The sequence below is a fragment of the Mycobacterium sp. IDUB_39 genome, assembly GCF_055419205.1.
On sequence record NZ_JBVAXF010000006.1, the window covers coordinates 272,685 to 284,491 of the forward strand.

Genomic DNA, 11,807 nt, shown 5'->3' on the forward strand with positions numbered 1-11,807 from the left:
GGCTGTTCAGCCCTCCCTCGCGGATACCGGTGCGCGCAATCGCGACAGCACGTCGTCGATGGCAGTGACGGCGTCGGTCACGGATGCGGCAACAGGTTCGGACAGCGCCATGCCCTCGCCGATGTCGGCCACTTCGCAGCCGACGACGATCGTCCTGGGCGGAGTGCCGCCCAGCGCCTTCAGCGTGCCGATCACCGCCGCCGGATCGATGCTGTGTGCTTCGAGACCAGCTGTGGGCGAAAGGGTTTCGTGATCGGCCTCGAACACGTGCAGCAGGCCCGGTGCGCCACGATCGGGCAGCGCGTCCACGAGCACCAACGCGTCCCAGTCCTCGAGGAGGTCATACGCCAGGTGCATGCCGCGGATGCCGTAGTCGACCACCGTGACGGTCGCACCCGGGAAGTCACGGTTGCACAGCGCCGATGACGCACGCCTGATCACCTCGGAACCAAATCCGTCGTCTCCGAGGAAAATGTTGCCGATTCCGGCGACCAGGATCCGTATCGTCATCCCGCGACCGGACTACATGTTCCGCATCTTCATGTATCGCTGCAGGTCGGGGATCGACCGGAGTCCGATCACCACCCCTCCGACGATGGCGACAGCGATGACACCCGTTGCGACCCAACCAACTACATCCATCATGAACTCCTATCTGGGCTGACTACTCTTGGTTCGAGCGGTTCGACTTCCTCGGGGGCGAAGTACAGGTAGCGGCCGTAGGAATCCGGCATCTCGATGTCCGGGTCGTCCTCGACGATCACACCGACGTACCTCTGGCCGTCGACGTCCTCGTGCACAGAGGTGACCCGGGCCGACTTCCCGGCGAAGAAGATGTCCTGTGCGTCGGCGCGCCTACTAGGCCGCAGCCGTACCCGGCTTCCCGCGGCGACTCGCACCCCGTCGACCAGCACGGCGTCGACGTCGGGACGTACGGCTTTGTCGGCCAGCGGATCCCACCAGTCGACCCCGTGGGGAATCTCGGGGATGAGTCCGGCGCGCGGGTCGCGCAGGACACCGTGCAGTTGCTGCATATCCTGCGGCGACATCGAGTCGCAGCGATCGATCAGCGCGGCGGCCAACGGGTCGGTGGCGCGGGCCTGCGCCTTCTCCTCGTCGGTCATGGTCATCACCCGCAGGGTCAGGATCTCGTCGATCTCGGTTGAGTCGAAGAGTGCACCCTCACTCTGTTCAGCGATCTCGGGATGGTCGTAGAGGATTATCGGCGAGATCAGCAGCAGGTCTGTGTCGCCGGGCGGCCCGGCCAGGACGGGGAAGCATCGGTGCTGAACGCAACGGGACACCGGACCCATCGCGGGCTCGGGTGGTTCGAGCAGTGAGACGAACTCGCCGCCCTCGACGTGCGCGATGATGTGCGTCCCGATAAGGGATGTGGCGATCGCGGTGGCCTTGTCGGTGGCCGCGGGCCCTGTGTTGCGGATCGTTGTCGTCACACGGAGCAGGCCCTCGTCGTGCTCGCCGGTGACACACAGTTCGGCCCGGATCGCGTGCCTTGTGCGGACGAGGCGGCCGCCGTCGACGAGTTCGGTATCGGTGCCCGCGTTCACCGTGACGGGCAGGGTTTGCGACCGCGCGCAGTCCGCGGCGTCGAGCGGTCCGAAGGTGAGTTCGCACTCCACCGCCTCGTCCCAGGTGACCCAGGACTGCGGGCCGCTCGTCAGCTCGTCGACGGGTTCGAACCGCCCGCCGCCGGCATCACGCTCGGCGCGCCGATGCTGAAGCTGGAGGAAGCGCACGACGAGGGTCAGCGCCCCGTCCCCGTCGATCAGGAACTGCGCGGACAGGGTGTCGTCCTCGCCGAACCCTGCATCGGAAGCGCCAGGTGGCCCCACCACGCCGAACTGCCAACGGGACTGGTTCTTGCTGGATGTGGCCCGATAGGGATAGAGCAGGTAGCCCTCGTAGAGCACCGCGTCGGCGATGGCGCGGGCCCGGTCCCACGTGCTGGTCATCGGACCTCCTCGGGCCGGGAGGCTTGGGTGAGCAGCGTGGTGACCGCATCCTCGAAGTCGAGCATTCCGTGGGCAGAGCGGTAGGCGGCGAGCGCGGCGACGGTGTCATGCCCGAGCCGTACCCACCCGGCGTTCGGGTAGTGCGAGCGAATCAGGTCCTGCCACACCGACGCCGGCATCTCGTGCTGCGCTTCGCATTCCCATGACACCTGGCGCACCGAGAAGCCACGCTCGCCCTGGACGAAAACCGTTCCACTGAACAGGAACAACAGCGGAATCGCACCGTCGCGCAGGGCGTGCAAATACTTCGACGCCGCAACCTCGAAGTCGTAGGTGCACTCCAACGGCATCGAGATCTCGGTGACGCCGGTGAAGCCCTGCACCATCGCGGTGCTGTGCTGCCACAGAAACGTGCGTTGGGTGTTGGCCCACCTCTCGCGCGGACCGAACAGGTCGAGCAGGCCGTCGGCCTCCTCGTCGGAGTAGGGACGCCGCAGTGGCTCGATGCGAATCTGGCAGCGCAGTGCGATGGCCTGGATCGGCTCGTCGTCGCTGGAGACGATACCGATGCGCGCGGTGAGCCGCGGCGTCGCCGAGTACGGTTCGGCGAGCACATCCAGAACGGTGAACGTCAGGCCGGTCACGAGCTGGCCACCTTGCTGCGCGTCTTGATTCGATCGAAGAAGTCGTCGACGAACGCTCGTACCTCCTGGCCACCGTCGAAGCCCCGCCACAACATTCGCAACCTGCCCACGAACTCGTAGCAGGTGTCGATTGGCACCAGGTAGCACTCGGCGGCGGCATCGGTCCCGGGGCCCACGTGCTCTCGGTCGGGCACCCGGACCAGCAGCGCCTCGACGTCATCGGCGAGCATGCTCAGGGCGAGCGACGCACCGCCGATGGTACTCCAGGAGTCGAGGTCCAACTCGGATTCGGTGGCGCCGGCCGGACCGGGATAGAAGGCCACAGTCTTGTCCATCTCGGAGTTGTGGAAGAAGAACGCCAGCCCGACGGGGATCTGCAGTGCGTCCCATGCGCGCCGGTCCAAGTCGAATTCGGCGAACGTGAGATACCGATCGGGTACAGCCCGGTAGCGCAGCTTGGCGTGCTGGTCGGCGAACAGCAGATAGCAGCCGCGGCACGTGCACATCAGTTGGCGTGCTGCAACATTCACCACGTGCTGGTGCTCTTCGGAGATCGGCTCGGCGCACATCTCGCAGCGCTCACCGACCGGCTGCGCGGGTCGCTTGTTGGCCCGAATCCTCGTCAGCACGTCGTACGCACCCGCCCCGGCCATCACATCACCCCGGACGCCTCGGCGTGTACCGCGACCGACAGCATGCCGTCGCGAGGCAGCAGCGGGATGGGGTCGAGATGCGGTGCGAGCCCCGGGCCGCCGTCCAGGCCGGCACCGGCGTGCACGACGTCGAAGTGGGCACCGCAGCGCGGGCAGCGGAGCGCGGCCTCGCCGATCGGTGCGCCCATCGGACGATGCAGTGCCGCGCCCGCCATCGACTCGTCGCAGCGCCCGCATCGATCGTGGTACGCGAAGAGATTGTCACCGACGCGGCAGGCCAGTATGGGCACGCCCGCGACCAGGAAACCGCCGACCTCACCGGGGCCGAGATTCCCGATGTCGGGTAGCGGGTGCCAGGTGGCGCCGGTGGCCTCCCTGGTGTGGACACGGCTCATCAGCGTGTCCGCCGAGATCAGACCCGACGATGCTCCCGGATCCGGTTCTGCGGCCACCACTTCGATCGTGGTGACCTCGGGTGCGGCTGCGCGGACGGCATCCTCGACGGCGAACTGCAGGGTGACCGCCGAGGACGGACAGCTCTTGCAGCTACCCGCGAACTGCAGGCGGGCCACCAGGCCGTCGGGGTCCGCGGGGTCCTCGGTGACATCGCGCAGGGAGACGTCGCCACCGTGGGAGCCCAGGTAGGGCCGCACCTGCTCCAGTGCGTCCTCGATCCTTCGTCGCACACCATGCGGATGCAGACCATGCACGAGCAGGAGACTGGCGACGAGGTCGTCGGAGGCCAACTGGCTCAGCAGATCCGGATCCGACCGGCCCGCGATCGCCATGATCCGCTCGAGCGCCGTGCCGTACAGTTCCGTCAGCTCACCAGCCAGCTGCTCGGTGCGCTCGCGCACCACCGTGCCGCTGCCCACACTGGCGTCCAGCAGGCTCTGGATGCGATCACCTGCTGTCCGCCATCGCGCGTCGTCGTCGGGTGCCTCCGGGCTTGGTCGTCCTGTCGAGGCCATATGTCACTCCCCGGTGACGGACTGCGTCGGTGAGTGCAGCTTCTCGAGCGTCTTGCCCTCACCGAGGTACATGTGGACCCCGCAGGGCAGACACGGATCGAAGCTGCGGACCGTCCGCATGATGTCGATGCCCTTGAAGTTCTCCCGATCGTTCTCCTCGAAGATCGGTTGACCCTGGACGGCGTCCTCGTACGGTCCCGGGGTTCCGTAGCTGTCGCGCGGGCTGGCGTTCCAGGGGGTCGGGGGATACGGGTGATAGTTCGCGATCTTGCCGTCCCGAATCACCATGTGGTGACTGAGCACACCGCGCACCGCCTCGGTGAAACCACAGCCGATGGCCTCGTCCGGCACGGTGAACTTCTCCCACGTCTTGGTGCGGCCGGCCCGGATCTCGATCAGGGCCTGCTCGGCGAAGTGCAACGCGCATGCCGCGGCGTAGGCCTGGAAGTAGGTACGGGCCCGGTTTCGCTCGATGGTGTTGCTGCCGTGCTGCGGGATCTTCCACTCGAGTTCGACCGGACCCTTGAGCGCCGTCTTGGGCAGGTTGATCCGCACGCTGTGCCCGGTGGACGTGACGTACCCACCCGCGTCGACGAGTCCGGCGAGTGCGGTGCTCCACAACCTCGCCAGTGCACCGCCACCGGTATCGAGCGCCAGATGGTCCTTGCCGTCGAACCAGCGCGGTGACATCACCCAGCTGTACTTGTCGTCCATGTCGCGCTTCTGCGGCTTGGGGTTGGTGTGCTGATTCCACGGGTGGCGCCGATCGACGGGGTTGCCCAGCGGATCGGTCTTGACGAACGTCTCCTGGTCGGACCAGTCGTCGTAGTAGCTGCTGCCCAACAGAATTCGGATTCCCAGGTTGATGTCCACCAGGGAGTGGGTGACCAGCTTGCCGTCGACCACCACACCTGGTGTGACGAACATCTTGTTACCCCAGTTCTCCATGTCCCGGTAGGAGAAGTTGCAGTGCTCCGGATCCTGGAAGGAGCCCCAGCAGCCGAGCAGAGTGCGTCGCAGGCCGACCTTCTCGTAACCGGGCAGCGCCTCGTAGAAGAAGTTGAAGAGGTCGTCGTGCATCGGGACGACCTTCTTCATGAACTCGACGTAGCGCATCAGTCGGGTGATGTAGTCGGTCATCAGTTGAATCGTCGCCACGGTGCCGACACCGCCCGGATACAGCGTCGACGGGTGAACGTGCTTGCCCTCCATGAGGCAGAACATCTCGCGCGTCCACCGGCTGACGACCAGCGCCTCACGGTAGAACTCGCCGGTGAACGGGTTCAGTGCACGCATGATGTCGGCGACGGTGCGGTAACCATGGGCGTCGGAGTTCGGCGCCAGCGTGTTCTCGGCCTTGGCCAACACCCCCGGATTTGTCTCGGAGACCATCTTCTCGCAGTAGTCCACGCAGACCAGATTCTCTTGAAAGATGTTGTGGTCGAACATGTACTCCGCGGCCTCGCCCAGGTTGATGAGCCACTCGCCGAGGTTGGGCGGCTTGACCCCGTAGGCCATGTTCTGCGTGTAGCACGAGCAGGTGGCGTGGTTGTCACCGCAGATCCCGCAGATCCGGCTGGTGATGAAGTGCGCGTCGCGAGGATCCTTGCCCTTCATGAAGATCGAGTAGCCGCGGAAGATGGACGATGTGCTGTGGCACTCCGCCACCTCGCGGTTCTCGAAGTCGATCTTGGTGTAGATGCCGAGGCTGCCGACGATGCGAGTGATCGGATCCCAGGACATGTCGACCAGCGTGCTCGGATCCTTCTTGGTGTGCTGGGGTCCAGGAACTGTGGTTGTCATTGGGTTCTGCCTTTCTGTGCGCCGCGCACCTACCAGGTGCGCTTCGCTCCTGTGGTCAGTTCCTTGCCCGGATGGCGCCACTTCGGCTCTTTGTCGAGAGTGCGCCCGGTGATCCTGCGCAGTGGACGGATCACCGAGCCGTACATGCCCGATGCGGTCGACGAAACCAGGCCGCCAGGTGGCTCGTCCATGAAGGGCATGAACTTGTCCGGGAAGCCGGGCATGGTGCACCCGATGCAGATACCGCCGACGTTCGGACAGCCGCCGACGCCGTTGATCCATCCCCGCTTCGGTACGTTGCACTTGACGACAGGACCCCAACAGCCAAGTTTCACAATGCACTTCGGCGATCCGTACTCGGTCGCGAAATCGCCTTGTTCGTAGTATCCGGCCCGGTCGCACCCCTCGTGCACGGTGTTACCGAACAGCCACTGCGGTCGCAGCGCCTCATCGAGCGGGATCATCGGCGCCTGACCGGTGGCCATATAGAGCAGGTAGGTCAACGTCTCGGACAGGTTGTCGCCCTGGATGGGGCAGCCGGGCACGCACACGATCGGGATGCTGGCCTTGCTCTTCCAATCCCAGCCGAGGTAGTCCGGCACGCCCATCGCGCCGGTCGGGTTGCCCGCCATCGCGTGGATGCCGCCGTACGTCGCGCACGTGCCGACGGCGACGATCGCCGTCGCCTTGGGCGCGAGCCGGTCCAGCCACTCACTGGTGGTGATGGGTTGGTCGGTCGACGGGTCGTTGCCGAACCCGCACCAGTACCCCTCCCTGTGCAGCTTCTCGTTGGGGATGGACCCCTCGACGACGAGCACGAACGGCTCCAACTCGCCGCGGTCGGCTTTGAAGAACCATTCCAGGAAGTCGTCTGCACCGCCCGTCGGTCCGCACTCGAAGTCGATGAGCGGCCAGTGCACTGCGACTTGAGGCAAGCCGGGTAGTGCGCCGAGCGCGATCTCCTCGATGCTTGGTTGGGTGGCGCCCGTCAATGCCACGGAGTCGCCGTCACAACTCAGGCCGGCGTTGATCCACAGAACGTGGATCAGTGTGTCTTCCGCTTTTCTGGCAGCTTCTGTAGGCATGCTGCAGCTTTCCGGGACCGGGCTGGGGTCCCTACGGCGCAGGAGTCGCCCTTCGGCCCACTTGCGCGTCGCTGCTTTCGGGTTTACTCGCCGCTGTTTGCCTTGTCAACGGGTCCTTGCCGGATCAATCATCGGACGGGCGTTGCGGCTGAGTGTGCGATCCACTGCAGCCAGGACTCGATGCCCTCACCCGTCGTGGCGGACAGCGCAATGGTTTGCACGTTCGGGTTGACCGACCTTGCGTTGGCCGTGCAGATGTCGAGGTCGAAGTCGACGTAGGGCAGCAGGTCGACCTTGTTGATCACGACCAGCGAGGCCGCCGCGAACATGTGCGGATACTTCAGCGGCTTGTCCGCACCCTCGGTGACTGAGATGACCACCACCATGGCGCGCTCGCCGAGGTCGAAAAGTGCTGGGCATACCAGGTTTCCGACGTTCTCGATGAACAGCAGCGTGCCGGGTTCGGGATCGAGTGCGTCGAGTGCGCGTCCGACCATGTCGGCGTCCAGGTGACATCCCGCGCCGGTGTTGACCTGGACGGCCCGGCATCCGGTGGCCCGGATCCGCTCGGCGTCGAGCAGCGTCTGCTGGTCACCCTCGATGACGGCGACGGGTCGTCGGTTGTCCCACTCGGCGATGGTGCGTTCCAGCAGTGTGGTCTTACCGGCACCCGGTGAACTCGTCAGGTTGAGGGCCAGGATGTCACGTTCGGCGAGCCGCTGACGGTTGTGCTCCGCGAGGTGATCGTTCTTTGCCAGAACCCTCTCCTCGAGGGTGATGGTCTGTCGCTCCGCCTCGTGCGAGTGCGGGTGTTCGTGTGGGTGTTCGTGGTAGTGGGAATGGGGGTGAGTGTGGGGGTGGGTCTCGCCGGCGAGCGTGACGGTCGCCGCGTCCTCACCGCAGCCGCAGGTTGCGCACATGTCAGCTCACTTCCATTGAGAGAATTCGCAGATCCCGTCCGGTCAGCACCTCGAGATCGGCGCTGCCGCAGGGGCACAACAGAATCAGGTCGGTCAGTTCGAGGTCGCCGCCACAGCCGCGGCAGTGGGCGGTCCCGGGGCGGATGTCGAGGTCGAGGCGGGCACCGTCGGCGACGGTGCCCTCGACGGCGAGTTCGAAGCAGAACGTCATGGCATCCGGTACGACGGCGCACAGCGCCCCGACCTCCAACTTCACGCTGTGCACGCGGCGACCGGCGGCGTGCTCGCACACCGCTTCGACAAGACTCTGCGTTAGCGCCATCTCGTGCATGTTCGCCCCAAGCTTCGAGGGCCTGATGTCCCCACGATAGGTCGACTCGCGCCGCAGGGGTTCGGAGCCGCGATATCGACAGGGGACCGTCACCGGCGTGTCCACTTGAATCGAACAGGTGTTCGTCTACTGTGGGGATCGTTCGACCGCGGGACGTGTCGGTGGCCTGATCTAGCGTCACGGCCAACTGATCGACACCGATCAACCGAACACACACAAGGACGGAGACACCACCATGGCGCAAGCCCCCGACCGCGAGAAGGCTCTCGAGCTGGCTCTCGCACAGATTGAGAAGAGTCACGGCAAGGGTTCGGTGATGCGGCTTGGTGAAGAGGTTCGCCAGCCGATCTCGGTTATCCCGACCGGGTCGATCGCCCTCGACGTGGCGCTGGGTATCGGAGGGCTGCCGCGTGGCCGGGTCGTCGAGATCTACGGGCCGGAGTCCTCGGGCAAGACCACCGTCGCGCTGCACGCGGTCGCCAACGCGCAGGCCGCTGGCGGCATCGCAGCGTTCATCGACGCCGAGCACGCACTGGATCCCGACTACGCCAAGAAGCTCGGCGTGGACACCGACGCGCTGCTGGTCTCACAGCCCGATACCGGTGAGCAGGCGCTTGAGATCGCCGACATGCTGATCCGTTCGGGCGCGCTGGACATCCTGGTCATCGACTCGGTGGCCGCGTTGGTTCCACGGGCGGAGATCGAGGGCGAGATGGGCGACAGCCACGTCGGTCTGCAGGCGCGGCTGATGAGCCAGGCGCTGCGCAAGATCACCGGTGCCCTGAGCAACTCGAATACCACCGCGATCTTCATCAACCAGCTCCGCGAGAAGATCGGCGTCATGTTCGGATCGCCCGAAACGACAACGGGTGGAAAGGCATTGAAGTTCTACGCTTCCATTCGCCTGGACGTGCGTCGTATCGAGACGCTCAAGGACGGCACCGACGCGGTGGGCAACCGCACCCGTTGCAAGATCGTCAAGAACAAGATGGCGCCGCCGTTCAAGCAGGCCGAGTTCGACATCCTCTACGGCAAGGGCATCTCCAAGGAGGGCTCGCTCATCGACATGGGTGTCGAGCACGGCTTCGTCCGCAAGTCCGGCTCCTGGTTCACCTACGAGGGTGAGCAGCTGGGACAGGGCAAGGAGAACGCCCGGAACTTCCTGCTCCAGAACCCCGACACCGCCGTCGAGATCGAGAAGAAGATCAAGGAGAAGCTCGGCATCGGAGCCGTGGTCACCGACGATGTCAGTGCTGATGAAGTCCTTCCCGCCCCAGTCGACTTCTGAGTCGAACAGGACTTCTGAGTCCAACGACCAAGGGGCCGCCCCCGTTTCGGCGGCCTCACGCGAGGAGCAGGCGCGGGCGGTCTGCCTGCGCCTGCTCACCGCGCGGGCACGCACCAGGGCCGAGTTGGCTGAACAGCTCACCAAGCGGGGTTACCCCGACGATGTGAGCGAGCGAGTGTTGGGCCGGTTGGTCGTTGTCGGACTCATCGATGACGAGGACTTCGCCGAGCAGTGGGTCCGTTCTCGGCGGATGAACGCGGGAAAGGGCAAGCGCGCCTTGGCTGCCGAATTGCGCACCAAGGGCGTCGATGACGAGATCATCGCCGCGGCGCTGGCCGATATCGATGCGGGTGCCGAGCGTCAGCGGGCCGAGGAACTGGTCACCGACAAGCTGCGCCGGGAACGGCTCACCGACGAGGCCGACGACGCGAAGGTGATGCGGCGGCTGGTTGGGATGCTGGCCCGTCGTGGCTACGGTCAGTCGATGGCCTTCGACGTGGTCAAGGTGGCATTGGCCGCCGAGCGGGAGCGTCGGCGCGTCTAGCGGTGTCAGGCTCAACGGCGCAGAGCGGTCTCGCTGTGCAGGTAGGTCAGCTTGTGCGGGTTGCGCACGATGTAGAGGCCGGTGATGAGACCGTCGTCGATCCGCACGGCCACGATGTCATCGATCTCTCCGTCGAGCCGGATGAGCAGTGCCGGACCGCCATTGATCTGCACCGGCTCGAGTGACATCTGGCCGGCGATCCTGGGGATGCCGGCAGTCAGCAGGCGCGCCACCTTGTCGGACCCCACGATGGGACGCAGCACGGCCTGCTTCACACCGCCGCCGTCGCTGAGCAGCACAACATCGGGCGCGAGGATGTCGACCAGGCCCTGTAGATCGCCTGTCTCGATGGCTCGTTGGAACGCCCCGAGTGCATCTCGGGACTCGGCCGCCGAGACGATGCCGCGCGGTCGGCGGGACGCGACGTGTGAGCGTGCCCGGTGGGCGATCTGACGGACCGCAGCCGGGGTCTTGTCGACGGCGTCGGCGATCTCGTCGTACTCCAGCGCGAACACGTCGCGCAGCAGGAACACCGCCCGCTCGGTCGGGGTCAGGGTCTCGAGCACGAGCAGCATCGCCATCGAGACGCTGTCGGCCAGCTCGACGTCCTCGGCCACGTCGGGTGTGGTCAGCAGCGGCTCGGGCAGCCAGGACCCGACGTAGGACTCCCTGCGTCGACGCAGCGTCCGCAACCTGCCCAGCGCCTGGCGGGTGGCGATCTGGACAAGATAGGCGCGCTGATTGCGCACCCCGTCCAGGTCGACGTCGACCCACCGCAGCCAGGTCTCCTGCAGGACGTCCTCGGCGTCTGACGCCGAGCCGAGCAGTTCGTAGGCGGCGGTGAAGAGCAGGTTTCGGTGGGCGAGGAACACCTCGGTGGCTGGGTCTGCGGGCCGCGGCGTGTCCGGCATGGGCGACTCCTCACTGTCCACTTCTCAATAGTGCCGACCACATGACACCGGCGACCGCCATGTTGTGACATCGGGGCCGCTGCCGAGTGATGTGGCGTGCATCACATTGCACGGGTGTCACGGGCATCTGTCCATCGGCGTCTCATGTCCGTCACTGCAAACACGACGAGTGAGGACGACACCATGGAACCCCGCATCAACCTGTTCACCAACGAGCTCGGCATCAAGTTCGTCAAGCGATTCGCCAACGTCGGGCAGGTGATCGAACAGTCGCCGCTGCCCAAGGCCACCCAGGAGTTGGTGAGTCTGCGCGCCAGCCAGATCAACGGATGCGGCTGGTGCATCGACATGCACACCAAGGAGGCCGCGGCCGCCGGTGAGTCCGCGACCCGGCTCAACCTGGTCGCAGCCTGGCGCGAGTCCACTGTGTTCACCGAGGCTGAGGCGGCCGCGCTGGCGCTAGCCGAGGAGGGCACCCGGCTGGCCGACGCCAGCACTGGCGTGTCCGACGATACGTGGACCCAGGTGAGCAAGCACTACGACGATGACCAGATCGCTGCCCTGGTCGTCCTGGTGGCGATGATCAACGCTGCGAACCGGCTCGCCGTGATCGTGCACCAGAAGGGTGGCTCGTACGAGGCCGGAATGCTGGCTGCGTCGCGCTGATCGCCAGGAAAACCGTGC

Annotated in this window: 14 protein-coding genes; 3 read left to right on the plus strand and 11 right to left on the minus strand. The window is 65.7% G+C overall.

Translation table 11 applies throughout. The features are described 5' to 3' along the window. Positions 1-6 precede the first annotated feature (6 nt). The 10 genes from ACZY0X_RS23235 to ACZY0X_RS23280 all read right to left on the minus strand — a co-directional run bounded on the left by ACZY0X_RS23235 (position 7) and on the right by ACZY0X_RS23280 (position 8,380). Positions 7-510: a hydrogenase maturation protease gene (locus ACZY0X_RS23235; RefSeq protein ID WP_463773771.1), complete on the minus strand. Its 504-nt coding sequence runs from the start codon at positions 508-510 to the stop codon at positions 7-9. A 12-nt stretch (positions 511-522) separates the two neighbouring features. Further along, entirely contained in the window at positions 523-642 is a 120-nt protein-coding gene (locus tag ACZY0X_RS23240) for a DUF6893 family small protein (RefSeq protein ID WP_463774101.1), read from the minus strand. Beyond that, positions 642-1,973, minus strand: a complete 1,332-nt coding sequence (locus ACZY0X_RS23245; protein WP_463773772.1) for a hypothetical protein — start codon at positions 1,971-1,973, stop codon at positions 642-644. Before ACZY0X_RS23245 ends, ACZY0X_RS23240 begins: the two co-directional genes overlap by 1 nt. Then, entirely contained in the window at positions 1,970-2,617 is a 648-nt protein-coding gene (locus ACZY0X_RS23250; protein ID WP_463773773.1) for a DUF6084 family protein, read from the minus strand. Before ACZY0X_RS23250 ends, ACZY0X_RS23245 begins: the two co-directional genes overlap by 4 nt. Continuing rightward, positions 2,614-3,270: a DUF5947 family protein gene (locus tag ACZY0X_RS23255; RefSeq protein ID WP_463773775.1), complete on the minus strand. Its 657-nt coding sequence runs from the start codon at positions 3,268-3,270 to the stop codon at positions 2,614-2,616. Before ACZY0X_RS23255 ends, ACZY0X_RS23250 begins: the two co-directional genes overlap by 4 nt. Then, positions 3,270-4,241, minus strand: coding sequence for a NifU family protein (locus ACZY0X_RS23260; RefSeq protein ID WP_463773776.1), 972 nt, complete (start codon positions 4,239-4,241; stop codon positions 3,270-3,272). Before ACZY0X_RS23260 ends, ACZY0X_RS23255 begins: the two co-directional genes overlap by 1 nt. 3 nt (positions 4,242-4,244) lie before the next feature. Next, complete coding sequence (locus ACZY0X_RS23265; protein ID WP_463773778.1) at positions 4,245-6,044, minus strand: nickel-dependent hydrogenase large subunit; 1,800 nt, start codon at positions 6,042-6,044, stop codon at positions 4,245-4,247. A gap of 29 nt (positions 6,045-6,073) precedes the next feature. Continuing rightward, positions 6,074-7,129, minus strand: a complete 1,056-nt coding sequence (locus tag ACZY0X_RS23270) for an NADH-quinone oxidoreductase subunit B family protein (RefSeq protein WP_463773779.1) — start codon at positions 7,127-7,129, stop codon at positions 6,074-6,076. 128 nt (positions 7,130-7,257) lie between these two features. After that, a complete protein-coding gene (gene hypB, locus ACZY0X_RS23275; protein ID WP_463773781.1) occupies positions 7,258-8,049 on the minus strand; it encodes a hydrogenase nickel incorporation protein HypB in 792 nt (263 codons plus the stop codon). A 1-nt stretch (position 8,050) separates the two neighbouring features. Further along, a complete protein-coding gene (locus ACZY0X_RS23280) occupies positions 8,051-8,380 on the minus strand; it encodes a hydrogenase maturation nickel metallochaperone HypA/HybF (RefSeq protein WP_463773782.1) in 330 nt (109 codons plus the stop codon). Between the two features lie 235 nt (positions 8,381-8,615). On the opposite strand from ACZY0X_RS23280, the gene recA reads away from it, so the two are divergent. Together recA and recX are read left to right on the plus strand one after the other, a co-directional pair. Then, on the plus strand, positions 8,616-9,668 hold the full coding sequence (recA, locus tag ACZY0X_RS23285; protein ID WP_241399550.1) for a recombinase RecA: 1,053 nt from the start codon (positions 8,616-8,618) through the stop codon (positions 9,666-9,668). Further along, positions 9,637-10,212, plus strand: coding sequence for a recombination regulator RecX (recX, locus tag ACZY0X_RS23290; protein WP_463773784.1), 576 nt, complete (start codon positions 9,637-9,639; stop codon positions 10,210-10,212). Before recA ends, recX begins: the two co-directional genes overlap by 32 nt. An 11-nt stretch (positions 10,213-10,223) precedes the next feature. On the opposite strand, the gene ACZY0X_RS23295 is transcribed toward recX, so the two are convergent. Next, positions 10,224-11,123, minus strand: coding sequence for an RNA polymerase sigma-70 factor (locus tag ACZY0X_RS23295; protein ID WP_463773786.1), 900 nt, complete (start codon positions 11,121-11,123; stop codon positions 10,224-10,226). A gap of 183 nt (positions 11,124-11,306) precedes the next feature. Between ACZY0X_RS23295 and ACZY0X_RS23300 the strand changes: the two genes are divergently transcribed. After that, positions 11,307-11,789 (plus strand): carboxymuconolactone decarboxylase family protein, encoded by a 483-nt coding sequence (locus tag ACZY0X_RS23300; protein ID WP_463774103.1) that lies wholly within the window; start codon positions 11,307-11,309, stop codon positions 11,787-11,789. Positions 11,790-11,807: the final 18 nt, after the last annotated feature.